At 56.4% G+C, this 23,943-nt stretch carries 19 protein-coding genes; 10 read left to right on the forward strand and 9 right to left on the reverse strand.

Going from position 1 to position 23,943, the window contains the following annotated elements; all coding sequences use genetic code 11:
* The first annotated feature begins 200 nt into the window (after nucleotides 1-200).
* From ACR0LY_RS09265 to ACR0LY_RS09290, 6 genes are all read left to right on the forward strand, one after another.
* The gene (locus ACR0LY_RS09265) at nucleotides 201-1,784 is read left to right on the forward strand and encodes an ABC transporter substrate-binding protein (protein ID WP_170350058.1); all 1,584 of its coding nucleotides are present in this window, start codon (nucleotides 201-203) and stop codon (nucleotides 1,782-1,784) included.
* Nucleotides 1,785-1,853: 69 nt separating this feature from the next.
* Nucleotides 1,854-2,948 (forward strand): M24 family metallopeptidase, encoded by a 1,095-nt coding sequence (locus tag ACR0LY_RS09270; RefSeq protein ID WP_170350059.1) that lies wholly within the window; start codon nucleotides 1,854-1,856, stop codon nucleotides 2,946-2,948.
* Nucleotides 2,948-3,955, forward strand: a complete 1,008-nt coding sequence (locus tag ACR0LY_RS09275) for an ABC transporter permease subunit (protein ID WP_170350060.1) — start codon at nucleotides 2,948-2,950, stop codon at nucleotides 3,953-3,955. Before ACR0LY_RS09270 ends, ACR0LY_RS09275 begins: the two co-directional genes overlap by 1 nt.
* Nucleotides 3,955-4,857 carry an ABC transporter permease subunit gene (locus ACR0LY_RS09280; protein ID WP_170350061.1) on the forward strand — a complete coding sequence of 301 codons (903 nt, stop codon included), beginning with the start codon at nucleotides 3,955-3,957 and terminating at the stop codon, nucleotides 4,855-4,857. Before ACR0LY_RS09275 ends, ACR0LY_RS09280 begins: the two co-directional genes overlap by 1 nt.
* A 4-nt stretch (nucleotides 4,858-4,861) precedes the next feature.
* A complete protein-coding gene (locus ACR0LY_RS09285) occupies nucleotides 4,862-5,839 on the forward strand; it encodes an ABC transporter ATP-binding protein (protein ID WP_170350062.1) in 978 nt (325 codons plus the stop codon).
* Nucleotides 5,836-6,792 carry an ABC transporter ATP-binding protein gene (locus tag ACR0LY_RS09290; RefSeq protein WP_170350063.1) on the forward strand — a complete coding sequence of 319 codons (957 nt, stop codon included), beginning with the start codon at nucleotides 5,836-5,838 and terminating at the stop codon, nucleotides 6,790-6,792. Before ACR0LY_RS09285 ends, ACR0LY_RS09290 begins: the two co-directional genes overlap by 4 nt.
* A gap of 6 nt (nucleotides 6,793-6,798) precedes the next feature.
* Here ACR0LY_RS09290 and ACR0LY_RS09295 read toward each other — a convergent pair whose 3' ends face one another.
* Entirely contained in the window at nucleotides 6,799-7,473 is a 675-nt protein-coding gene (locus ACR0LY_RS09295) for a GntR family transcriptional regulator (protein ID WP_170350064.1), read from the reverse strand.
* A 231-nt stretch (nucleotides 7,474-7,704) separates the two neighbouring features.
* On the opposite strand from ACR0LY_RS09295, the gene phnY reads away from it, so the two are divergent.
* Complete coding sequence (gene phnY, locus ACR0LY_RS09300) at nucleotides 7,705-9,153, forward strand: phosphonoacetaldehyde dehydrogenase (protein WP_170350065.1); 1,449 nt, start codon at nucleotides 7,705-7,707, stop codon at nucleotides 9,151-9,153.
* A gap of 6 nt (nucleotides 9,154-9,159) precedes the next feature.
* Here phnY and ACR0LY_RS09305 read toward each other — a convergent pair whose 3' ends face one another.
* Nucleotides 9,160-10,002: a fumarylacetoacetate hydrolase family protein gene (locus ACR0LY_RS09305; protein ID WP_170350066.1), complete on the reverse strand. Its 843-nt coding sequence runs from the start codon at nucleotides 10,000-10,002 to the stop codon at nucleotides 9,160-9,162.
* Nucleotides 10,003-10,290: 288 nt separating this feature from the next.
* On the opposite strand from ACR0LY_RS09305, the gene ACR0LY_RS09310 reads away from it, so the two are divergent.
* The gene (locus tag ACR0LY_RS09310; RefSeq protein WP_170350067.1) at nucleotides 10,291-10,935 is read left to right on the forward strand and encodes a GNAT family N-acetyltransferase; all 645 of its coding nucleotides are present in this window, start codon (nucleotides 10,291-10,293) and stop codon (nucleotides 10,933-10,935) included.
* Between the two features lie 86 nt (nucleotides 10,936-11,021).
* Entirely contained in the window at nucleotides 11,022-12,797 is a 1,776-nt protein-coding gene (locus tag ACR0LY_RS09315) for an adenylate/guanylate cyclase domain-containing protein (protein ID WP_170350068.1), read from the forward strand.
* A 62-nt stretch (nucleotides 12,798-12,859) separates the two neighbouring features.
* On the opposite strand, the gene ACR0LY_RS09320 is transcribed toward ACR0LY_RS09315, so the two are convergent.
* The 7 genes from ACR0LY_RS09320 to ACR0LY_RS09350 all read right to left on the reverse strand — a co-directional run bounded on the left by ACR0LY_RS09320 (nucleotide 12,860) and on the right by ACR0LY_RS09350 (nucleotide 22,078).
* Complete coding sequence (locus ACR0LY_RS09320) at nucleotides 12,860-13,753, reverse strand: hypothetical protein (RefSeq protein ID WP_170350069.1); 894 nt, start codon at nucleotides 13,751-13,753, stop codon at nucleotides 12,860-12,862.
* A gap of 153 nt (nucleotides 13,754-13,906) precedes the next feature.
* Nucleotides 13,907-15,202, reverse strand: coding sequence for a gluzincin family metallopeptidase (locus ACR0LY_RS09325; protein WP_170350139.1), 1,296 nt, complete (start codon nucleotides 15,200-15,202; stop codon nucleotides 13,907-13,909).
* 42 nt (nucleotides 15,203-15,244) lie between these two features.
* The gene (locus ACR0LY_RS09330) at nucleotides 15,245-16,555 is read right to left on the reverse strand and encodes a TfuA-like protein (RefSeq protein ID WP_170350070.1); all 1,311 of its coding nucleotides are present in this window, start codon (nucleotides 16,553-16,555) and stop codon (nucleotides 15,245-15,247) included.
* Nucleotides 16,552-17,757 (reverse strand): YcaO-like family protein, encoded by a 1,206-nt coding sequence (locus tag ACR0LY_RS09335; RefSeq protein ID WP_170350071.1) that lies wholly within the window; start codon nucleotides 17,755-17,757, stop codon nucleotides 16,552-16,554. The genes ACR0LY_RS09330 and ACR0LY_RS09335 overlap by 4 nt, the downstream gene beginning before the upstream one ends.
* 177 nt (nucleotides 17,758-17,934) lie before the next feature.
* Nucleotides 17,935-19,998, reverse strand: coding sequence for an ABC transporter permease (locus ACR0LY_RS09340; RefSeq protein WP_170350072.1), 2,064 nt, complete (start codon nucleotides 19,996-19,998; stop codon nucleotides 17,935-17,937).
* Between the two features lie 4 nt (nucleotides 19,999-20,002).
* Nucleotides 20,003-21,082 (reverse strand): quaternary amine ABC transporter ATP-binding protein, encoded by a 1,080-nt coding sequence (locus ACR0LY_RS09345; protein ID WP_170350073.1) that lies wholly within the window; start codon nucleotides 21,080-21,082, stop codon nucleotides 20,003-20,005.
* A gap of 60 nt (nucleotides 21,083-21,142) precedes the next feature.
* Nucleotides 21,143-22,078, reverse strand: coding sequence for an ABC transporter substrate-binding protein (locus ACR0LY_RS09350; protein WP_170350074.1), 936 nt, complete (start codon nucleotides 22,076-22,078; stop codon nucleotides 21,143-21,145).
* 435 nt (nucleotides 22,079-22,513) lie between these two features.
* Between ACR0LY_RS09350 and ACR0LY_RS09355 the strand changes: the two genes are divergently transcribed.
* On the forward strand, nucleotides 22,514-23,617 hold the full coding sequence (locus ACR0LY_RS09355) for a Hint domain-containing protein (RefSeq protein ID WP_170350075.1): 1,104 nt from the start codon (nucleotides 22,514-22,516) through the stop codon (nucleotides 23,615-23,617).
* The last annotated feature ends 326 nt before the right edge of the window (nucleotides 23,618-23,943 follow it).

The raw sequence follows: 23,943 nt of genomic DNA on the forward strand, positions 1-23,943 counted from the left end.
CGACCCAAAAGGCCGAACGTGTGGGGGTATCCGCCTTGTTAACGGGTTGTTCAAATTAGCGTGTGCAAGTCAGTTGACAATGGATTTTGTATTTTGGATACATTGGGCAGAGATATCGCGATGACACGAGTCGTCTAGGAATGCTCTGACCACAAAGAGCAACGCGAATGTCTGAATAAATTCATTTCTGGGAGACCCACATGAAACTGAAATTGATGGCCGCAACTGCTGCGATCGCCTTGTCGGCTGCCGCGGCACAGGCAAACACTCTGGTGTATTGCTCTGAAGGATCGCCCGAAGGGTTCGATCCGGCCCTGTTCACCGCCGGGACGACTTTTGATGCGTCTTCGCACCCGATCTACAACCGCCTGCTGGAATTCGAAACCGGAACGACCAACGTCATTCCCGGTCTGGCCGAAAGCGTCGAAGCCAGCGATGACGGTCTGGAGTACACGTTCAAACTGCGTCAGGGCGTCAAGTTCCATTCCAACGACGAATTCACCCCGACCCGTGACTTTAACGCCGATGACGTGATCTTCTCGTTCATGCGTCAGAAGGACGAAGGTCACCCGTTCAATCAGGTGTCCGGCGGCACCTGGGAATACTTCCAGGGTATGGGCATGCCAGATCTGGTCGAGTCCATCGAAAAGGTCGATGACTATACGGTCAAGTTCACTCTGACCAAGCCTGAGGCGCCGTTTGTGGCCAACATGGCGATGGATTTCGCCTCGATTCTGTCGGCCGAATATGCCGATGCGATGATGGCAGCAGGAACACCTGAAAAGCTGAACACTGCGCCCATCGGCACTGGTCCGTTCTCGTTCGTGGCCTATCAGAAAGACGCCGTAATCCGCTATGCGCAGAATGCGGACTACTGGAAAGACCCGGCGGACGTGGAAAACCTGATCTTTGCGATCACTCCAGACGCTTCGGTTCGGTACCAAAAGCTGAAGGCTGGCGAATGCCACATCATGCCGTATCCGAACCCGGCTGACATTCAGGCGATGAAGGATGACGGCGACATCAACATGATGGAGCAGGAAGGCCTAAACGTCGGTTATCTGGCCTACAACACCACTATGGAGCCGTTCGACAATCCGAACGTCCGCAAGGCGTTGAACATGGCGATCGACAAAAACGCCATCATCGATGTGGTGTTCCAGGGCTCAGGCCAGGTGGCCAAGAACCCGATCCCGCCAACCATGTGGGGTTATAACGACGCCATCACCGATGATGCCTATGATCCCGAAGCGGCCAAGGCGATGCTGGAAGCCGAAGGTGTTTCCGATCTGTCGATGAAGATCTGGGCGATGCCGGTACAGCGTCCGTACAACCCGAACGCACGCCGCATGGCGGAGTTGATCCAGGCGGATTTTGCTAAGGTCGGTGTGGATGTTGAGATCGTGTCCTATGAATGGGGCGAGTATCTGTCGCGCTCGAAAGAACTGAACCGCGATGGCGCTGTTCTGCTGGGCTGGACCGGTGACAACGGTGATCCAGACAACTTCCTGGCCGTGCTTCTGGGCTGTGACGGTCGCGAAGCATCGAACCGGGCACAATGGTGCCACGAACCGTTCGAAGATCTGATCCTGAAAGCCAAGCAAACCACCGATCAGGCTGAACGCACCAAGCTGTATGAGGATGCTCAGGTCGTCTTCAAAGAGCAGGCGCCATGGGCCACCATCGCACACTCGGTCGTTTACATGCCGATGAGCAATAAGGTGCAGGGCTACAAGGTGCATCCGCTGGGTGGCCACATCTTCTATGGCGTGAGCGTCGAATAAATCACCACTCACTGACCGGAGCCGCCCAAATTGGCGGCTCCGGTTTTCTATTTCTGGAGGTCGGCGCGAATGCCGGATTTGTCCGAGTACCGTCAACTGGCAAAGGACATGTCAGTAGACGCCGTGGCGCTGGTGCCTGGCCCGAATTTCACCCGCGCTTTGGGAAAACCCTTCATGAGCCACGAACGGCCTTTCGTGGTTGTGATCCCAGCCGAAGGTGCCCCGGCCGCGATTGTGCCAAATCTTGAGCTGGGGTCATGGGCGCTGGTCGGGTTTGACGGCGCTGTCTTTGATTGGCGCGATCAAGCAGGCTATGACGAAGCCTTTGCGGCGCTGGCCGCGCATATGCCTCTGTCGTCACTGGCGGTCGAAGGTCAGGTGATGCGGGTTTTCGTATCAAAGGCGCTGACCCGCGCGATGCCCAACTTGCGCATTGTGGATGGCGAGCGTGAAATTTCCGGCTTGCGCATCTTCAAGACCGATGAAGACATCGCAGCGCTGCAGGCGGCAATTGATATCTCGGAACGGGCGTTGCAGCGGGTCATCGAAGATGTGCGTGTCGGCCAGACCGAGGTTCAGATCGAACAGGCCCTGATCCAGGCGTTGTTTGCAGAAGGTGCTGCCTCGCTGGCTTTTGCGCCGATTGTGGCCGCGGGCGATAACTCGGCGCAGCCGCATGGTAAGGCGCGAGCAGATTACAGGATCAAACCTGGCGATGCGCTGCTGTTTGATTTCGGTGCCCGCAAACACGGCTTTGCCGCCGATATTACCCGGACCTTTTTCGTCAAAGAGGTCTCGGACGAGGGCAGGGCGGTTTACGATACAGTCCTGCGCGCCAATCTCGCCGGTTTCGAGGCCTGCCGCCCCGGCGTGACCGCGCACGAAATCGACGATGCGGTGATTAGTGTGCTTGAGGCCTCGCCTTATGCCGACCGCATCCGCACCAAGACCGGACATGGTCTGGGCCGGGACGTGCACGAGGCGCCGTATATCATGCGCGGGAATGACCAGAAAATCTTGCCCGGAATGGTTTGGACCAACGAACCGGGCCTTTATGATCTGGACAATTTCGGCGTTCGCATAGAAGATGACGTGCTTGTTACACGGGATGGCTGCCGGTCGCTGACCCGCTTTCCCAAAGATCTCACAATCATAGGTCGCTGATGTTTGGCTACTTACTCACACGCCTTGGCATGTTCGTTCCGACATTTCTGGGCGTGACGCTGATTTCCTTCATGTTCATCCGGGTTCTGCCCGGTGATCCCATCATCGTCATGGCTGGCGAACGCGGCATGACCGAGGAACGCTATCAGGAGATGGTCGAGAAGCTAGGCTTCGACAAACCGGTCCTGCAACAATACTGGGATTACCTTGTCGGCGTCCTGCATGGCGATCTGGGCGAGAGCTTTGTCACCAAAAAGCCGGTCTGGGATGAGTTCTTCGCCTTGTTCCCTGCCACGCTGGAGCTGTCGCTTTGTGCAATGATCTTTGCGGTGGCACTGGGATTGCCTGCTGGCGTGATCGCGGCGGTGAACAGGGGCAAGTTCTTCGATCGGGCGCTGATGTCGTCAGCCCTGGTCGGGTATTCGATGCCGATCTTCTGGTGGGCGCTGCTGCTGATCATCGTGTTCTCGGGCAATCTGGGCTGGACGCCAGTCTCGGGTCGGATTGACCTGCTGTATTATTTCCCCAGTGTCACCGGTTTCATGCTGATCGACAGCCTGCTGTCTGGGCAGCCGGGAGCGTTTGGGTCGGCCGTGAGGCACCTAATCCTGCCGACGATCGTACTGGGCACCATTCCGCTGGCAGTCATTGCCCGTCAGACACGCTCGGCCATGCTTGAGGTTTTGGGCGAGGATTACATCCGCACCGCCCGCGCCAAGGGTCTGGCGCCGACACGGATCAACGGGCTGCATGCGCTGCGCAATGCGCTGATCCCGGTGATTACCGTGATCGGCCTGTCGGTCGGTACCTTGCTTGCCGGGGCGATTCTGACCGAGACGATCTTTAGCTGGCCGGGTATCGGCAAGTGGATGGTCGACAGCATTTTTCGCCGTGACTATCCGGTGGTGCAGGGCGGCCTGTTGATGATCGCGGTGATTGTCATGCTGGTGAACCTGCTGGTCGATGTCCTCTACGGCATCATCAACCCCAAAATCCGGAGGCGGTGATGGCTGAACTATCCGCAACCCCACCCAAAACCGAAGACCGCCCCAGCGCATTGCGCGAGTTCTGGTATTACTTCAGCGAAAACCGCGGCGCGGTTATGGGGCTTTGGGTTTTTGCCGCGTTTGTCTTGTGCGCCGCATTCGCTCCGCTGCTGGCGCCTTACGATCCGACGGAACAGTTCCGCAATCACATCCTGCAGCCCCCGGCGTGGCAAGAGGGTGGCAGCTGGGCCTTTCCGCTGGGCACTGACCCATTGGGCCGGGATATGCTGTCGCGCCTGATCATGGGATCCCGCTATTCCTTCTTTGTCGGCATCGTTGTGGTCTGTGTGGCCGTGACAGGCGGTGTGATCATTGGTCTGTTGTCCGGCTTTGCACCCAAATGGGTTGATACGATGATCATGCGGGTGATGGATATCATTCTGTCCTTCCCGTCGCTACTGCTGGCATTGGTTCTGGTCGCCATACTCGGGCCCTCGCTGACCAACGCCATGATCGCCATCGCCATCGTTTTTCAGCCGCACTACGTGCGTCTGACCCGTGCCTCGGTCTTGTCTGAACGGCAGAAGGATTATGTCACCTCGGCCCGCGTGGCAGGTGCCAGCAAAGCGCGGCTGATGTTTAAGACCGTGCTGCCCAATTGCCTGGCCCCGATCATCGTGCAAGCGGCGCTGTCCTTCTCGACCGCCATTCTGGACGCCGCAGCCCTTGGCTTTCTGGGCATGGGCGCACAGCCGCCCACGCCGGAATGGGGCACCATGCTAGCCGAAGCGCGAGAGTTCATTCTTCGTGCATGGTGGGTTGTGACATTCCCCGGCCTGGCCATCCTGGTCACCGTGCTGGCCATCAACCTGATGGGCGACGGTCTGCGCGACGCGCTGGACCCGAAACTAAAGCGGAGCTGACGACATGAGCCTGTTGGACATCCGAAACCTCACCGTCGAATTCGCCACCGCTTCAGGGAAATTCCGCGCCGTGGATGGCGTCGATCTGTCCGTCGACAAGGGTGAGCTTATGGCCATCGTCGGCGAAAGCGGCTCGGGTAAATCCGTGTCGATGCTGGCGTTGATGGGCCTGCTGCCATGGACGGCTACGATCACCGCCGATCAACTGAGTTTTGAAGGCATCGACCTCACCAAAATTTCGGCTCGTGACCGCCGTAAGATCATCGGCAAAGACATCGCCATGATCTTTCAAGAGCCGATGTCGTCACTGAACCCCTGTTTCACAGTCGGCTTCCAGATCAAGGAAGCCTTGCGGATTCACCTCGGCCTGAATCGCAGGGATCGCCACCAGCGCGCCATCGAGCTGTTTGATCAGGTCGGTATCCCGGCCCCCGAAAGCCGCCTGAACACCTTTCCGCACCAGATGTCGGGCGGGATGAACCAGCGCGTCATGATTGCCATGGCCATTGCCTGCAATCCCAAGCTGCTGATCGCAGATGAGCCGACAACAGCGCTGGACGTGACCATTCAGGCGCAAATTTTGGACCTGTTGGTTCGGCTGCGGGACGAACAAGGGATGGGGCTGGTACTGATCACGCACGATATGGGTGTGGTCGCTGAAACCGCTGAACGGGTTCAGGTGCAATATGCCGGTCAAAAGGTCGAGGAGCAGCCAGTCAAGGACTTGTTCCGCACCCCGCGCCACCCCTATACGGCTGCCTTGCTGAGCGCGTTGCCAGAACGGGCGACCTCGAAACTGTTGCCGACTATTCCTGGTGTCGTGCCCGGTCAGTTCGACCGGCCCAAAGGCTGCCTGTTCAGCCCCAGATGCCAATATGCGGACGACCTCTGCCGATCTCTGCCGCCAACCCCGCACAGCGCGGATTTCGGTAAGGCCCGTTGCCATTATGTTGAAAAGATAACCGCCGGAGAACTGGCATGACCGCCCCCATCGTTCAGGCCAGCGCATTGGCCAGATTCTATTCTGTCAAAGGCGGATTGCTGTCGAAACCGGCAACGGTCAAGGCTCTGTCAGGTGTGGATTTTGACCTGCAACCCGGCAAAACACTGGCGATTGTCGGAGAATCCGGCTGCGGAAAATCCACGCTGGCGCGCGTGGTAACGATGATCGAAGAACCGACCTCGGGCAGCCTGACCATTGATGGGGTCGACATTACCCCGTCGAAATGGGCGCAAATGCGCGAGACGGTGCAGATCGTGTTTCAAGACCCCTATGGTTCGCTCAACCCGCGTCAGCGGATCGGGCAGATCCTGCAGGAACCGCTGATCATCAACCGCCCCGACATGTCTGCCGCCGACCGCGAGGCCCGAGCGCGTGAGATGATTGACCTTGTCGGCCTGCGCCCCGAGCACTACGACCGCTATCCGCACATGTTCTCAGGCGGTCAGCGCCAGCGCATCGCCATTGCCCGCGCGCTGATGCTAAACCCCAAAGTACTTGTGTTGGACGAACCGGTCTCGGCGCTGGACGTGTCGATCCAATCGCAGATTCTGAACCTGCTGGTCGAGTTGCAGGAGCGTTTGAACCTTGCCTATCTGTTCATCTCGCACGACCTGTCGGTGGTAAAACACTTCGCAGATGATGTGATCGTCATGTATTTGGGCCGCGCGGTTGAAAAAGCCTCAAAAGAGTTGCTATTCGCCGCGCCCCGTCATCCCTATTCGAAGGCTCTGTTGTCTACGACACCCCGCGCTGACCCTGAGGCCCGGAAAGAGCGGATCAAGCTGGAAGGTGAATTGCCGTCCCCAATGAATATCCCCAAGGGCTGTGCCTTTGCGCAGCGGTGCTGGCTGGCCACCGAAGAATGCCGCGCCGCGCCGCCCGAGCTGAGCGGAGACAGGCATCAGGTCGCTTGCCTGCATCCGTTGGACTAAACCCACTTATTCGGTTTTACGCGTCGCCGTAATCATGGCTAGCAATTGTTCCTTGGTGCGCTGGATATGCCGGGTCAGCAGGTCACAGGCATCATCGACCCGACCCGCACGGGCCAGCGACAATAGCTCGCGGTGGTCTTTCTTGGCGGGTTCGCGTTGCTCCATGACACTTAGATGCATGCGAACATAGCGGTCGGACTGCACGTTTACCCGCTGAAGGATTTCGTTGCTCAGCCCGCGACCGGCAGCGGCGTAAAGCGCCATGTGATATTCATTGTTCAAGCTGCCCCAGCGGCCCACATCATATGCATCATAGGACTTTTCCATCGCATCCAGAATCCGATCGCATTCGTTGAAATCGGCGGCAGTCATCTGCTGAATGGCGCGTTTGAAAAGATCCACCTCAAGCAAGACCCGCAGGTCGAAAATCTCTCCGATTTCGGACAGGGAATGCGATGTGACCGCAGCACCTCGGTTGTTGGTTAGCTGCACGAGGCCCTCGGCATCCAGCCGTTTCAGCGCCTCGCGGATCGGCATGCGCGAGACGTCGTAATCCTCAGCCAGTGCCTCTTGACGAATGGTTTCACCTTCGGCGATTTCACCGCTCAGAATCCGCTCGCGCAGATCGTTGGTGATGACGTCGGGCAGGCTTTGTCGGGGGATCGCACGCGTTCTGGGCATTCACTTCGTCTCGGGTACTGGAAACTTGTATCCAAAATACAAAATGCCTGAACAATTTCCAAGCCTTTTGCAATAAGGATAACAATTAGCTGTCGCAAAGATTCTGACGGACCATGAGCAGGGATTTCTTTGGTACGAAAATGGCGTTCTGAGGGTACGAAACGATATACAGGATAATTGACGTATTTATCTATGAAACAACAGCGGCGCTTAAGAAAAATGGACGGGATCATGAATACATCCGACATTCGCAACGAAGGCATGCGCATCGGGGGGCAGATCGTTTTTACCGAGGCTACGGTTCCCGTTCACTACCCTTATACCAACGAGGTTATTGGCACGGTGCCAGCAGGCACCGCCGAACACGCACGCAAGGCTTTTGAGGTCGCTGCAAGTTATACCCCCAAGCTTACCCGGTACGAACGCAGCCAGATTCTGCAGCGCGCAGGTGAATTGATCGGTGAAAAACGCGACGATCTGGCGAAGTGGCTGACGCTGGAACTTGGCATTTGCCACCAGCATGCGATTTACGAAACCAAGCGGGCGCAGGATGTATTTCAGTTCGCCGCAGCCGAAGCGCTGAAGGATGATGGTGAGGTGTTCTCGTGCGATCTGACCCATAATGGCAAGCAGCGGAAGATTTTCACTAAACGCGAACCGGTCAAAGCCATCAGCGCGATCACGCCCTTCAACCACCCCCTGAACATGGTCAGCCACAAGGTTGCCCCGTCGATTGCCACCAACAATTGCATGGTCTGCAAACCGACCGAATTGACCCCGCTGACAGCACTGACACTGGCTGACATCCTGTACGAGGCAGGGTTGCCGCCCGAAATGTTCCAGGTGGTCACTGGCTGGCCACAGGACATTGGTGATGAAATGGTCACCAATGAAAACATCGACATCATCACCTTCACGGGTGGGGTGCCGGTGGGCAAAATGATTGCTGAAAAAGCGGGGTTTAAACGGCAAGCGCTAGAGTTGGGCGGCAACGATCCCCTGATCGTCTTGAACGATCTGAGCGAGGCCGATCTGGACCGGGCCGCAGCCATCGCCGTGGCCGGGGCCACTGGCAATTCCGGGCAGCGTTGCACGGCGATTAAACGTATTCTCGTACAGGACAGCGTGGCGGATAGATTTGTGCCGTTGGTTCTGGAAAAAGCCAAGGCCATTCGCTTTGGCGATCCGCAGGACCCTGAAACGCAACTGGGCTGCGTGATCCATTCCGAGGCTGCGGAACTGTTCGAAAAACGGGTTTACATGGCTGAAGGCGAGGGCGCGTTGATTCTCTACCATCCCGGTCGTCAGGGCGCGCTTTTGCCGCCGATTGTCGTCGACAAGGTTCCCCACACCAGCGAGCTGGTGATGGAGGAAACCTTCGGTCCCATCATACCCATCGTCCGCGTGCCGGATGATGACACCAAGGTCATGGAAATCTCAAACGGAACTGCGTTTGGCCTGTCCTCGGGCGTCTGCACCAACGATCTGAACCGCGCGATTGCCTATATCAATGGTCTGCATGTCGGAACCTGCAATATCTGGGAACAGCCCGGGTACCGGATCGAAATGTCGCCTTTTGGGGGCATCAAGGACAGCGGCAACGGGGTCAAAGAAGGGGTCATCGAGGCGATGAAATTCTTCACCAACGTCAAGACCTATTCCTTGCCCTGGCCAGAGTAAGGGTGTTCAGCCCTGCACTACGTCCTGTCGCTGCACGCCCAGCCCTTGGATGCCCAATTCCATCTTGTCACCGGGTTTCAGATAGATCTGAGGGGTCCGTCCCATACCCACACCCGGTGGTGTTCCGGTTGAAATCACATCCCCCGGCTGCAGTGACATGAACTGCGACAGATGCGAAATGACTGTGGCCACACTGAAATGCATCGTATTGGTGGAACCATCCTGATAGCGATGCCCGTTCACCTCAAGATACATCTGCAGGTTCTGTGGATCGGCGATCTCGTCCCGGGTGACCAGCCAGGGTCCGATCGGGCCGAACGTGTCGGCCGATTTACCTTTGACCCACTGGCCCGAGCGGTGGAGTTGAAAATCCCGCTCGGACAGATCGTTGATCACACAATATCCGGCTACGTGGTCAAGCGCCTCGGCTTCGGAAATATATTTGGTGTGCTTACCGATGACGACGCCCAGTTCAACCTCCCAATCGGTCTTAACCGAACCGCGCGGGATTTCGACAGTGTCATTCGGACCTACGATGGCAGAGGTCGCCTTGAAGAAAACCACCGGCTCGTCGGGCAGGTCCAGACCGCTTTCGGCTGCGTGATCGGCATAGTTCAGGCCGATGCAGGCGAATTTACCAACATTCCCGACACATGCCCCAATCCGCGGATCACCGTCGACGACAGGCAATGTTCCAAGGTCGAGCCCACGCAGCCGCGCCATGCTTTCATCGCCAAGCATCGCGCCAGTTACATCGTCAACAATCCCCGACAGATCGCGGATTTTACCGGCCTCATCCAAAATACCGGGCTTTTCCGCGCCAACCGGCCCATAGCGTAACAGCTTCATATCCTGTTCCCTTTCAACTCAGTTGGTCCAGCCGCCGACGACGGCAATAGGCTGTTCGATGTGACCAAATCACCGCCGCCTTGGGCGTGCAATAGACAAACCGGTGCGGGGCATACTTCAGGATCGTGCGACCAAGGGCATGTTGATCTTCGGCACGTCGGGGTCTGATCTTCGCAACCATAGGTATATAATCGCCGGGCCGCTGTTTTCTCATTTCGTATTTGCTGCCTATGTATGTTAGGCTCTGGGGTGTATATTTTCTGATATTAGTTAAAGGTAGTTGGTCCATTGTCAGACAAGTCCGACAGCGTATTCAAACTGCGCCCACTTGAAAAAGCAGATCTGGAGGTAATCACACCCTGGTTTCAGGATATCGAGGACCTCGGCCGATTTGATCGTACATCGCGGATTCCGTTCAACCTTGCGCAAACCGAAGACGTCTGGCGCGATGCATTTAGCGCGTCAGGCGGCAGCGGAAAGTGCTGGTTCGTTGTCGTCTCCAATAGCGGACAAGTGGTGGGGATTGTTGGGCTCGAGGCGATTTCCCCGGTAAACCGGGACGCGGTCATCGCCATGTTTGTCGAAAAATCGGTTCGGCGTTTGGGCCTTGCCATCAGAGCGACGGCACTGGTGGCGGATTTTGCATTCCGTCAACTGGGTTTGAACAGGCTGACCTCATATTACAGGCAGGATAATCATATCAGCCGCGACCTTGTGGAAAGACTGGGATGTCAGGTCGAAGGTACCATGCGGCAAGCCTGGTATGCAGACGGAACGTTTCATGACATGATTGTTGTTGGACTTCTCCGTCAGGATTGGATGAATACTCGTCCGACCCTGGCAAAAAGCATTAGCTCAGAAACAGTTGTGACTTTCGGAGAGAACGGGTGCCCAAGCTGGTCTTGGCCACCACAGGTTGATAAGTGTGACTAACGGGGTGTGCAATTGCTCTGCAAGCGCAGAGGCACATTTTGCTATAAGGTGACCATAGGGTTCGAACGCAGCCCCTAATACGAGTTATGAATGTGAACACCACGAGTCCAAACTCTTCCATAACGCAGAAGCTGGGTGCAGTCTTGTTTGCCGATGTCGTCGGGTATTCCCGCCTGATGAGTGAGAACGAGCTGGACACCTATAACGCATTGAAATCGTTGATTTCTCATCTTGAAGAGACCTGCGCGCGTTTTCAGGGCCGGGTGGTCGAGGTGCGCGGCGATGGTATTCTGGCTTTGTTCGAAACTGCCACCAGTGCCGTGGAGTTCGGCGTCGAACTGCACCGCATTGCCAGCCAGCACAATCAGGATCGCGCCGAAAAACAACGAATCAACTTTCGCGCGGGCGTCCATCTGGGCGAAATCCTGATCGACGATCGCGGCATTCATGGCGACAATGTGAATATCGCGGCGCGTCTTCAGGAAATTGCTGAGCCAGAAAGGGTTTACGTCAGTTCCGCCGTTTATGATCAGGTCTGTAACCGGCTGCGCTATGGTTATGAATTTCTCGGTCCGCAACACCTGAAGAACATCCTTGCGCCTGTCTCGACCTATTGTGTCCGCAGCGAAGTCGCTGGCGCCACGATGGCTGGAACGATGCGGCCGGATATGCCAGGAAATATTCTGGAACGTCCCGATACACCCTCGGTGGCGGTTCTGCCCTTCAGCAGTAATGGCGGAGACGAATCCGACAGCTGGATTGCCGAAGGGCTGACCGACGACATCATCATGAACCTGTCCAAGTTCCGCAATCTGTTCGTAATCGCGCGGAACTCGTCCTTTTTCTTCAAGACGCAGGGGATGCCACCGAAAGAGGCCGCGCAAAAGCTCAACGTGCGGTATATCGCGCGGGGCAGCGTGCGTCGCTCGGCCAGCCGCATTCGGATCACGGCGGAACTGATCGATGCCTCAACCGAACGCACCATCTGGGGTGAGCGGTTTGATCGTAATATCGACGATATTTTCGATATTCTGGATGAGGTGACCGAGTGCATCGTGGCCGCAACCGCGGTGATGATCGAGTCGCATGAAAAGCAGCGGATGATCCAGTCGGTCCCATCCGACCTCGAGGCTTATGGCTCTGTTTTGCAGGGCCAGTATCACATCTTCAAATACACCAGGAATGACAACCGGAAGGCGCAAAACTTCTATCAGAGTGCGCTTGACCGGGATGGGGGTTATGCACGCGCTGCGGCTGCCCTGTCACGAACGCTGAATATCGACTGGCGCTATTCCTGGTCCGAAGATCCTACGCAAGCCCTGGATCAGGCGCTGACTTTCGCACAGCGGGCGATTGAACTGGATCCCACGGACGCGCGCGGTTTTGGTGAATTGGGGTATGTCCACCTATACCGCAAGGAACATGACGCGGCCCTACAGTCGTATAGGCGGGCGTTGGCATTGAATCCCAACGACGCCGATATGCATTCAGATTATGCCGACGCGCTGGCTCACTACGGTGACAACGAAACGGCAATCACTCATCTGCAGCAGGCGATGCGGTTGAATCCATACTTCCCGGACCAATACTTATGGCATCTGGGTGGGGCATATTTCAATCTCAGGCAGTATCAAGACGCCATCGACGCCGTAAACAAGATGAACAACCCTACAGAAGGGCAACGTTTGCTGGCAGCAAGCTATGCACAACTTGGTGAAACCGACATTGCGCGTCAGATCGCGGATAAGCACCGTGTCGCGCATCCTAATTTTTCACTGGCACGTTGGGAAACAGTGCAGCCGGACAAGTTAGAAGAAGACACGCAACATTTTGTTGGGGGCCTGAAAAAGGCAGGTTTCTAAATAAAGACAGGCCCTGTTTTGCAAGGGCCTGCCGTGTTCTTTCCCGATACTGTAAAACTGCGTCAGTCTTCTGAGCCTCGTGCGCGCGCACCGCTGACCCTGGCTCCGCTCACACGGGCACCGCTGACGCGCGCCCCACTGACACGAGCTCCGCTGACACGCGCGCCACTCACGCGGGCTCCGCCAACGGCCGGGCTGTCAAAGCCGAAAAAGATATCCAGCAGAACCTGTTCAAACTGACCAGTCATTACATCCATCCGGACGGTGTAATCGGCCTTGTCATAGTCCCACACCTTGATGTCGTTGGCGATCTGATAATCAGCTGAAGCAACGCCAGAGAGGGTTGGGTCACTCGGGGCTCTGGACGCAAGGTTACCGGGTTTGTTACCTTCAGTTGGGCTTTCACCCTTTCCGTGAACCAGGAAAATAGTGGGCTCCGGCAACTCATAATAGGTGCCCTCGTAAGAGAACCCATAGATACGCGCCAATCTGGCGTCATCGCCATATTGATCTTTGAGCTGCTGATTGGCTCCAAGTTTTTCTGAAAGTTCCTTGCGGAATACAAACTCTTGCTTATTGAAGCCAGTCGGCGTGGGCAAAGTCTGTTCCCAATAGCTGTCTGCGTATTTGTCCCCATCGGCGACCTTAACAAGAGCGCCCTCTTTCACCCGTGTCTGATCCTCTAGTGTATAGTTGGAGTTCGTTACTTTTACAGTATAGATACCATTCTTTTTCGGACGATTTCCGGTAATCAGAACCTTTTCGTCGTTCGCAACTTCTTCACCGTCGATAGTGTCATCCGCGACGGACAAAGTCTTGTTCACTTTGACCTTTTTCTTCGCAACAAGCTTTACGGTTTTAGCCGGCGTCACATTCTTCGAAGCTGCGACCTTCAGATCATTCAACAAACGGCCAAACAACAACACTTCTGAAAAACTGAGCAAAGATTCGGACATCTCATTTTCTCCCAACTATGGGATCGACGGAGTTTGAACCCTCATCTCCCCCCTTTAAATTAGACTCGAACAAATAATTCGAGCAAATACATTCCAATAATCACCCCAAGATTGCATGCCATAAAACCGTTTAAAAATAAAGGATTTTAGGCGCTAACCCGGCACCTGCGTGCGAACTGAATCGGAATGACTGTCTTCATCGGGGTCCGGCACGCGAGGACCGGCCGTTGTCAGGCCGATATCGCGCATGCGGAAATTGCCTTCGATGATGCGACGAAATGCGCCGCCGGAAATCTCTTGATCCACGGCCAGCAAAGCCTTTTCGACACCGAAATAGCTTAGCATATCCGCGTCCAGTCGCTCCCACGCGTCGGCCAGATAGGTGCCCAGATAATCGCGCGCCTCAATAAGGGCGATGCGGAACCCTTCGGGGTTTTCGGCGTATCGCTTGTCAAAAATACCCTGCATCACTTGGCTGTATTCTGGCGTGCCTTCCAGTTGGTCCGACAGGTCCTCTTCTTCCGCCGAGATCAGGCCATGCACCAGCAATCGTTCGTGGTAGATGTCGACGAACACATCGAACATCGCACCGGTCAGGGGTTCGGACAACGCGTGCTCGCTGGACCATCCGGCGGCGAATTCCGACATAGTCCGATCATTGGCGGCAATCCGGATCTGCGCGTTGTCCGACAGTTCGGCAAAACGGCTGAGGCGGTTGAAAGTATAGAGGTTCCCCCGCGTGTTTTCGAGCAACGCGTCCACCACCGAACCGAAGTGCAATGACGCCAGCAGAGCCACCAGATCGGCAGCGGATTCGTGAAACCCGTAATACTCGCCCGAGGCATCTCCGTCTGTTGGCATTCCGATCACACTGTAAATAATCGCATGGCCGACTTCATGCGCGACCACGTCGAAATTCAGGCTGTAAGGGCGGTATTCATTCCCGTGTTCATGGGTGCCACCGGTTTCCAGAAAACCCCAACCGATATGCGCGTTGTCGAGGCTGGGCAGAAGTGACAGTTCCAGACGGTCGAAGTCCCGGGCAAAGTGCCAAGGGATCTGACGGTCGAAATACCCCTGCCAGACATCCATTGTGAAATGGGCTGAACCATACAGATGCGCAGCCTCAAAGGCCGGGTCGGTTGGGTCGATATGGATGAAATTTCCGAACTCATCCGGCATTGCCGGCGGATGGATATATCCGTCCCATGGTGGCAGGTACATGCCCGGACCGTTCGGCCCCGGTATAATGGCACCGTAAGGCGTGGTTTTTCCCACCGGGTTCACCGTATACATGCGCGGCCCGGACGGCCCCGGGCCGATACTGCCCTGAGGGGCAGAGATTTCGACCAGTTCCAATGGGGCATCAGGTTCCAGAAAAGGCGACTGCGGATACAGCAGGAATCGAGTGCCGGGTTCTTCGTCTTCGATCTGTTCGGGGTAGTTCACAAAACGCCCTCCGGTATCGTGCCCGGTCAATTCCGGCGGCCTTTAATCGGCGGCTCCGGCGTCGGCACTTTTATGGCAATATAAAAACTCGGCTTCTATCAGGTCATAAAACGCATCGCGCCCGGTCAGACCAAGCGCCACTGCGTAGGAGTCAAGATCATCAGGCACCTGTTGGTCAAGACGAGATTCAAAATACCACATTAGCACCCGCAAACGATCCACTCCGGATGAGCCCGCCGGAATGGCGTTCTGTCCCTTGCTGGCGGCCCGATCCCGCAACAGGGTGTATTGACCCGTGCGACGCAATTCTGACAGCAGTTGTGTGTCCAAATAGCTCGCGCGGGATGCAACGGTGGCGTCGATCCGCGCAGCGTCTGCCAGCATAGCCTCATAGCTTTCGGGGTTCAGATCGTTCGCCTCAATCCACGCCATCAGGTCAGACCGCCGTGACAAGCCTGTTGCCGCCCTATGATCGTCCATCTTCCGGACCAGATCAGCGCGTGTAGGGGTACGATCCCGTCTAGAGGCATCTTCGCGCGACAGCAGCGCCAACGCGGCGCGATCTTTCAATTGCGCGTATAAGTCAGGGTTCAGACGCAATTCGTCGACAATGGCGCGATCAGCTTTCGGCTCACCGCCATCCACCCTTGCGCATAAGGCTTTCCACATCAGGGTTGGTTCGGTACGCGTCACCTCGGTCGCGGGCAAAGGTGTACCATTCAAGTGATCCGACATGCGGGTCAGCATGGCGCATGCGTCAACCGCCTTGGCGTCGACCCGACCCGTCGGCAGCCAATCCGCGAAACCGTCCACTCCTGGCAAGTCCTGCACGGCAGAGATAATATCCGCCCAAATTCGCTGGCGATAGTGCATGACCTTGGCGAGATGTAGCATCTCAGACGCCGTGTCCGTAGGCAGGACACCCGCAGCCTGCGCTTGCTCCACAGTTGCGCGGATCGACACCATCGGCTCGCTGAGAGGTTGGAACCCCAGTTCGGCCGGGCTGTGTAGCACGGCAACCTCATCGTCATCCTGCAGGACATCGGTGTAATAGTCCTGAAAGATCTGACCAACCCCGATCATTCCGAAATCAGCCAGCTCGGCCGCGCGCAACGCGCCCATGCTGGCGCTGCCAAAGACCGGAATACCCAGTTCGATCGCCCATAGGATTTCCTTGTGCCATACCGATGGAACCCCTTCGAAAAATCCGTCTATGATCCCGATTGCGGTCGGTTTTTCGCGCGCGACACGATAGACGTCGCCTTGTCGAACGGGTGGCAGAATGGTCGCATCCAGATGTTCGGCCACTGCGTCAGACGTCAGGGTAGGTCCCACAAAAACAACTGCCGTCATGCCAAACCATCCACTATGCGCTGTGCCCGGAGGCCGGGCACATAATCTGGATCGTCATGCGGAGCCTCCAGCCCGGGGATCACAGCCCGGATCACGGCGATATCAATTTCAGGCCGCGACAGATCAACCGTCACCACCTGTGAAATGCCCACGGCGGCAAGCCGTTGCAGCAGCAATTCCAGGTCTTCGTCAAAGGACCCGGTCACATGAGACGGACAATCGTCAAATCTTTGATCCGCTGCGACACTATCAATTAGGTCATGCACATAGCGCCCCCGATCCATCTTGGCCTGATCGGTGAATTCCTCTGGATCCAGATCATCCCGTGCGCCAGAGATATAGGTAAGTCGCGTCTGTGCCGCCTCGGTCAGGGCCCGCAGCAAGGCGATCGCACGGTCTGGGTGGCAACCATCACCAATACCGATATGGCCGGGCTGTCCGCCGCCTTCGCAAATCACACAGCGGAAACTGGCAATACCTATATCTGAAGTCGTGTTCCACAACCCTATCTCAAGCCCGGCTGTGGCTATCATTTCGATGGCCTGACGACAGCGCGGATCATCCACAGTGTCTGGATCAAGGCGGGGAGCGCTCGCACGGTGATGCCACAATGTTGTGGCGTCCCGTTCGATCAACTCGCAGATGGCGTGACAGCTGGCCTCGGCCACATTGTTTCCCGACGCCAGACCGTTGGTCGTGCGAGGAAAGGCAGCCTGACCGCCAACCGGCGCGGTGGTATAGTCGGTATCGACCATCTCAAGTGGGACCCAGCATGCGTTGTCCGTGCCCAGATCACGACCCAAAACCCACAGCATGTTGGCATGCGGGTCGAAATGCCCGCCGGTCACGCGCGGCAGTTCCGCCACTTCAACAACGGTCGCGTTCTGGACCAATTCGGCATATCTGGCCAGACGCTGAGGCAAATGCACCCGTTCAGCATGCCAGGATTCAATCGCCTCCATGACGCCTGATGCTTCGGCTGCGCGCAGTGACAACCCTTTGCCCAGTGACACAGCAACCGACCGGGAATTGGGTCGGGCGACCATCACAGTGGGCAATCCGATCCTGTCCAGACCGGTCAGGTTTGCGATCCGGGTGATGCCCATGCCTTTTAGAAATGGTTTGACGATTTGCAAGGTGTGCTCGGGGTCGCGCAGCCGATGCGTGTCCAGCACATATTGCTTCTGCGATCCATCGGGCATGTTGAGAGCCTTATTTGAAAATTTCGCTCAACGTAAAATAATTGCGCCGGGCCAGTCCGTTACGGGGCAGGATGATAGATCATACCCTGTCGGTCAACCGTTGCGGCCTTTGGACCTTTCGGGAGCTGCCGCGTAACATTGTCAGGCCGTGTGTCCAGTATATCGTACCGCTGGAGATTAAAGTGCGTTGTTCAGTTTCACGCCCAGACGTGCTTGAATCTGTTGGCTGAACCCCTGCGTGATGCGGTCGGCGATCATTGCGATGATGGCCATGCCGATACCGGCAGTCATCCCGACCCCGAAATCGCCATCTCCGAGGCCGATATAAATCTGCTGGCCCAGATCGTCAGTGCCCACTAGGGCGGTAATCACCAACATTGAAATCCCGAACATGATTGTCTGGTTTAGGCCCAGCATGATTGATGGCACCGCAAGTGGCAATTTCACCTGCCACAGCAACTGCCGGGGCGTCGTTCCGATGGCTGTTGCCGCCTCGATCACGTCATGCGGCAGGTTACGTAGCCCATGTTCGGTGTATCGGATCGCCGGAACAATCGCATAGACGATAATGGCCAGAAGAGCCGTGAATTCACCAATTTTGAACACCATCACAAAGGGAATGAGGATCACGAATAGCGGCATGGTCTGCAACGTGTCGATAACGGGCCTTACTATGCGGGAAACAGTGTCATTCTCGGACGCCCAGATGCCGATGGCGCTGCCGAACAGAAATGACAGCAGAACGCCTACGCCGCAGAGGTACAAGGAAATGACTGACGGTTCCCAAATTCCGGTCAGAAGCAAAAAAGCGACCCCGGCCAGCGCCCAGAGTGCAAGGTTCTTTCCTCCGGCCTGCCAGGCCAGGGCCAGGATCACGGCGCAAAGCGCAATCCAGGCCAGCCCGGTCAGGCCGGAATACAGGACCAGCCCGAATAGGATCACCCAAAGAGCTTGCAACTGCTTGCCTTTGAACGCGAAATACCCAGCTATTGCCGCGACGATCAGTGCATACCCCGTGGTCACGGCGGGTGTCATGGCAAAACCCCAGGTAAACGGGCTGACGGCCTGAGACAGCCCGATCTTGATTGGCAGCATCAGGTAGAACAGTGCGACCCGTTTGATTGCTTCAAGCGTGGTGCGGAATTCGACAAAGATCCACTCAAGCCCCGCGTTCATAGCCGGGGCGGGGTTCAGCACCCACGCTTCGGGCCAGTCTTTGAGGGGTGGGAAAACCATGGCCAGCGCCCAAGCAACGCCAAACAGCGCAGCGCAGATGATCCAGCCCTTGGCCCCGCGTTTAGCTGAACTGGACTGCACCGCGAACCCCCAGGTGATCCGATCCAGCACCATGGCCATCAACGCGATCACGATCCCTGCCAATAGGCTTTCACCGAACTGCGCTTTGCGCATGGTCGATAGCACCTCCCAGCCGATATCGTTTGTGCCGCCGATGATCGATGCAATGATCACCATGGACAATGATGCCATCGTCGTTTGGTTCACCCCCAGCAGGACTTGCCGCTGCGCCGTTGGAACCCGCACGCGCCAGAATAGCTGGGAAGGGGTGGCACCGCTCATCAGGCCGGACTCGATCACTTCGTCCGGAACACCGCGCAGGCCAACGATGGTATTGCGCACCATTGGAGGAAAGGCGAACAGGATGGAAGCGACCAAACCGACCGTAGTGCCAAATCCGAACAACAGCAGGATCGGCAGCAGATAGGCAAAGGCCGGAACGGTTTGCATCAGATCCAGGACTGGCATGATGATCCGATAGGCTCGGTCAGACAGAAACCCCCAGGTTCCCAGCGCAAAGCCCAGTGCCACCGCCATTGGAATCGAAACAACCACAAGCGCGAAAGAGTTCATGGACTGTGTCCAGAACCCAAACGTGACCATGTATAGAAGGCTGACGGCAGTAAAGATCGCAAGCCCCCGACCCCCTGCACGAAGGGCCAGATAGACCCACAGCGTAAACCACGCCACCCATGGCACCGCATGCAGAACCGTCTTGGCCAAAAGGATGGGCCAATCCAAAAGCCAAGAAATGGCTTTGAAAAACCAGCCGAAGGTCACCACAAACCACCGCATCGCGATATTCATCGGGTCGGTTACCGGCAGAACCAGTGCATCAGGATAGGTGACCAGTGGCCCAAGGCTTTTGGCAAAGACGACGCAAATGGCCACAAGCACCGTGACCGCAAGCCAGACCACCAGCGATCTATTCGAAACTGCATCCATTAGGTCAGTCCTTGACCGCTGAGGCGTCTGATACACCGCTGGCCAAAGCGGCAATCACGTTCTGACTGGTCATGTGTACCAGCGCATTGTCGTCCTTGCGCACGGCCACCCCGTTGTCGTGAGAGGCCAGATAGGGCAGCAGATCGGCCACATTGGTTGAGGCCGGAACCTCTTTGATCCCGCTCGGCGGGACGTTGTCCGAAGCCACATCGCCCGCCGTCAGGATCAGCTCCCACGGGACGTCATTGGTGAATTCACGCACATAATCGTCGACGGGGTTCAGGATCAGATCGACTGGGCGCCCGATCTGAACCACTGCGCCATCCTTCATGATTGCCATTCGATCGGCAATGCGCAGTGCTTCAAGAAAATCATGGGTTATGAAGACGATAGATTTGTGCAGCTCTTGCTGTAGCCGCAGAAACTCGTCCTGCATCTGGCGTCGGATCAATGGGTCCAGCGCGCTGAAGGGTTCGTCCAGAAACCATACCTCTGGTTCTACAGCCAGCGACCGTGCAATGCCGACACGCTGTTGCTGCCCGCCAGACAATTGGCTGGGAAAGCTGCTTTCGCGCCCTTCTAGGCCGACCAATGAGATCACGCGCTCGGCGCGCTCCAGACGCTCTTTGTCGTCCAACCCTTGCAACTTCAGCGGAAAGGCCACGTTTTCCAGAACGTTCAGGTGCGGCATCAGGCCAAAGCTTTGGAACACCATCCCCATCTTGTGACGGCGAATGTCTATCAGTTCCTTCGCCGAGACCTTCAGCAGATCCTCACCATCCAGCAATATTTCCCCGGCGGTGGGTTCGACCAGACGGGACAGGCAGCGCACGATGGTGGACTTACCCGAACCTGAAAGCCCCATGATCACAAAAATCTCGCCCGGCATGACATCAAAGCTGACATCGGTCGAGGCGACAATGCCGCCGTCATCGCGAATGTGTTGAGCCAGGGCCTTGGCCTCGCTTGAGTCCTGACCTGCCACACCGATGTTGCGCAGATGTTGATCCGCCCCTTTACCGTAAAGTTTCCAAACATGTTTGCAGGACAGTTTCGGGGTGCTGGGTGGGGAAGATGCAGTCATTTTAGCAGCCTTACAAAGGGTGGAGCGCATATGTCGCGCTCCACCATGGTCAGAGACGGGTTACTGTTTTGCCGCTGCAACCCAAGGCTGCCACACGTCTTCGTTTGCGCCCATCCACTCGGCCACGACTTCTTTGACTTCGCGCCCGTTCTGATCCACTTCCAGGATCAGTACGTTCTGTACGTCGTTGGTCAGGTTCATCTGCTCAACCATCTTCATCGCATCCGGATAGGTCGCCGCGAAATCTTTCGAGACGATCTTGTCGACAGTCGCCTGCTGGAAGCCGCACGCCTCGCCGCGTTTCTGGCTGGCTTCGTCGCAGGTGCCATGCGGCGTGTCCCATTCGACCCAGTTCACATCGGTTTCGGCAAAGACCCAGTGCGGCTGCCACATCATCATCAGGATCGGCTGCTCGGCGGCCACGGCGCTTTTCAGTTCGGCCAGCATCGCCCCTTCGGAGCCGCCCGGAACCGGCTTGAACGGCAGATCGATCAGCTCAACCAAGTCGGCTGACCGAGTGCCCCAGTCTGCCGGGTAGGTGATCAGACGACCATCCGGGAAGGTATCCGCGGCGGCAAAGGCCTGCGCGCAGTCATACAGCGCCTCATAGGCCGGTAGACCCGGGCATTTTTCGGCCATGTATGGCGGATAAATCCAACCTTCCTGCGGCTCAAGCCCCAGGCCGCCAACAACAATGATATCCCCGGCCTCAACGGCCTTGGGGTAGATGTCGCCGACATTGTTGGTCCAAAGTTCCGGCTGATAATGCAGGCTGCCCTCGGCAATGGCGGCCAGCTGCGGCACGGCACCGGCGGTCACGTACTCGACCTCGTGGCCCAGCTGTTCGAACAGCGCCCCTGCAAAATGGGCCGAGATATGCTGACCGGTCCATTCGTTGACAGCAATCTTGATGGGATCGGCCAGAGCAGCGCCCTGGCTTAACAGCAGTGCGGCTGAAGCCAGCAAAGCAGGCTTCAGAGAGTTTGAAATAGTCATTGTGTGACCTCCGTTGGTGGACTGGCCATTTTGGCCTTTTTTGTTTGCTGTATCGAAAAACAGTACAGTTGCAGGTATTTGGCCCAACAGACTGCTTTCTATCAACAGTGTTTTTATTAGCTCTTTCGAATGCGATCTTCACTTGCACCAAGCTGAGCATGAACGCGATCCTAACATGAGAAAACAGACCATCAAGGATTTGCACCGTAAGTAATTGATGCGCAACACGGGTTCGGTTCTTTTGCGCATCACTACACGATAAAGATCTGTACTCTGCTGATGATTGACCAGCCCGACCCAGATACCAATAAGACACGCTTCGGTATTTGTTTTGACCACCAAACCCGATCCACAAATAAAAATTCTTGAATTGTTAAGAAGTCGAAGGTTATTTGACTGCTGTACGTTCGTTTTTTTGTTTTTTACGAGTTTTCCATGCCGACAACATTTACCGTCTTTTCCCTTGGCAACCAGCAAATCTGGGACACGGCTGAAGGCAACCAAACCCTTTCAACCGGCGCAGTGAATTCGTCCCTTGGCACCTATGGGTCTGCGGGAAATCCTCTGTTTGACAGTAGACAGACTTTCGCCGAGGCAGGGTCTGGTTTCAGCGGCGGGGATTCTACGGCCTATGATCTGGACAACAACGTCTCGAACGATCAGTTCAGCATCGACGGTGGGTCGCCGCAGTCGTTTGATGCAGCAATGCAATTCGATGCTGTCATTACATATACCGATGGCTCGACCGTAAGTATTACAGCTGTTGTTTTTCAAGATACCAACGGCAACACCTATTGGGCACCGGAATTTCAGGATAACGCGGATCAGGACGCGATCGACGCAAGCGCGATCGAGTCGATTCAATTGGTCTCGCCGATCTATGCGAACGGCTTCAATACCGGATACTCGCTGTTCGGGGAAAGGGCAGACTCCGATCCGTTGTGTTTTGTGCGGGGGGCGTTGATTGCCTGCCCGGACGGACCCAGGCCCATCGAGTCCCTGAAAGCGGGAGATCAGGTGCTGACCATGGATAGCGGCGCACAACCAATTCGTTGGATCGGTCGACGTACGATGGCGGCTATTGGAAAATTCGCACCCATCCGAATCCGCGCGGGTGTTTTGGGCGCCGAGGACACATTCGAGGTCAGCCCGCAACATCGCCTTCTGTTACAAGGCGCCGATATCGAGTTGCAGTTTGCCAGCCCAGAGGTTTTGGCAGCAGCAAAGTATCTGGTTGACGGTGACGGAATATCTGTGCGCATCGGTGGCGAAGTCGAATATTTCCATCTGCTTTTTGATGATCACCAGATTGTCTGGGCCAATGGCGTCGCGTCAGAAAGCCTTCTTCTTGGCAAAGCGGGGACAGCCGCGCTGGATGAAGAGGATGTTTCGGAAATCCAGACGTTGTTTCCAGAACTTGATTTGCCATCAGGGCGGGGTCTTGAGGCTGCGCGCCCGGTTTTGAGAGCTTATGAGGCGTCGTTGATGGCCGCTGGGCGTTCAACGGAAAATCCAGGTGCCCTTAGAAAGATTGCTTGAGGCGGCGGAATAATTTCCTGTTTTAGAATGGCACGGATCGGGGAATTTAAGCCTCTGCGTCTTGCGGATCAGGATAAAAACCCCCGAAATATCTCTCAATTTCAGGCGTGTAGAGAAGTAGAAGCGCGAACGTGCGATATCTCGCAAATGCCTGGCTATGCGCAACAAGGTGATCCATCGCCTTTTTGGCAGTCGCGGTGTTGTTCGAGTGACCATTATTAGAGAGCTTTCCGCAAGAAACGGGTCGCGGTGTTGGGGGCGCGCGGACTAGTTTTTTGGGAGAAGCATTAACGAGGAACCGGCAACAAATGACTCCGCAGCCCATG

Source organism: Ruegeria sp. BC5, assembly GCF_056539205.1.

What these genes read in the sequence shown, in the direction of transcription:
- ACR0LY_RS09275 (WP_170350060.1), top strand. Translation starts at nt 2,948, where the DNA reads ATGTTTGGCTACTTACTCACACGCCTTGGCATGTTCGTTCCGACATTT.
- ACR0LY_RS09330 (WP_170350070.1), bottom strand. Translation starts at nt 16,555, where the DNA reads ATGACGGCAGTTGTTTTTGTGGGACCTACCCTGACGTCTGACGCAGTG.
- ACR0LY_RS09280 (WP_170350061.1), top strand. Translation starts at nt 3,955, where the DNA reads ATGGCTGAACTATCCGCAACCCCACCCAAAACCGAAGACCGCCCCAGC.
- ACR0LY_RS09355 (WP_170350075.1), top strand. Translation starts at nt 22,514, where the DNA reads ATGCCGACAACATTTACCGTCTTTTCCCTTGGCAACCAGCAAATCTGG.
- ACR0LY_RS09345 (WP_170350073.1), bottom strand. Translation starts at nt 21,082, where the DNA reads ATGACTGCATCTTCCCCACCCAGCACCCCGAAACTGTCCTGCAAACAT.
- ACR0LY_RS09305 (WP_170350066.1), bottom strand. Translation starts at nt 10,002, where the DNA reads ATGAAGCTGTTACGCTATGGGCCGGTTGGCGCGGAAAAGCCCGGTATT.
- ACR0LY_RS09320 (WP_170350069.1), bottom strand. Translation starts at nt 13,753, where the DNA reads ATGTCCGAATCTTTGCTCAGTTTTTCAGAAGTGTTGTTGTTTGGCCGT.
- ACR0LY_RS09340 (WP_170350072.1), bottom strand. Translation starts at nt 19,998, where the DNA reads ATGGATGCAGTTTCGAATAGATCGCTGGTGGTCTGGCTTGCGGTCACG.
- ACR0LY_RS09350 (WP_170350074.1), bottom strand. Translation starts at nt 22,078, where the DNA reads ATGACTATTTCAAACTCTCTGAAGCCTGCTTTGCTGGCTTCAGCCGCA.
- ACR0LY_RS09270 (WP_170350059.1), top strand. Translation starts at nt 1,854, where the DNA reads ATGCCGGATTTGTCCGAGTACCGTCAACTGGCAAAGGACATGTCAGTA.
- ACR0LY_RS09315 (WP_170350068.1), top strand. Translation starts at nt 11,022, where the DNA reads ATGAATGTGAACACCACGAGTCCAAACTCTTCCATAACGCAGAAGCTG.
- ACR0LY_RS09265 (WP_170350058.1), top strand. Translation starts at nt 201, where the DNA reads ATGAAACTGAAATTGATGGCCGCAACTGCTGCGATCGCCTTGTCGGCT.
- ACR0LY_RS09335 (WP_170350071.1), bottom strand. Translation starts at nt 17,757, where the DNA reads ATGCCCGATGGATCGCAGAAGCAATATGTGCTGGACACGCATCGGCTG.
- ACR0LY_RS09290 (WP_170350063.1), top strand. Translation starts at nt 5,836, where the DNA reads ATGACCGCCCCCATCGTTCAGGCCAGCGCATTGGCCAGATTCTATTCT.
- phnY (WP_170350065.1), top strand. Translation starts at nt 7,705, where the DNA reads ATGAATACATCCGACATTCGCAACGAAGGCATGCGCATCGGGGGGCAG.
- ACR0LY_RS09295 (WP_170350064.1), bottom strand. Translation starts at nt 7,473, where the DNA reads ATGCCCAGAACGCGTGCGATCCCCCGACAAAGCCTGCCCGACGTCATC.
- ACR0LY_RS09285 (WP_170350062.1), top strand. Translation starts at nt 4,862, where the DNA reads ATGAGCCTGTTGGACATCCGAAACCTCACCGTCGAATTCGCCACCGCT.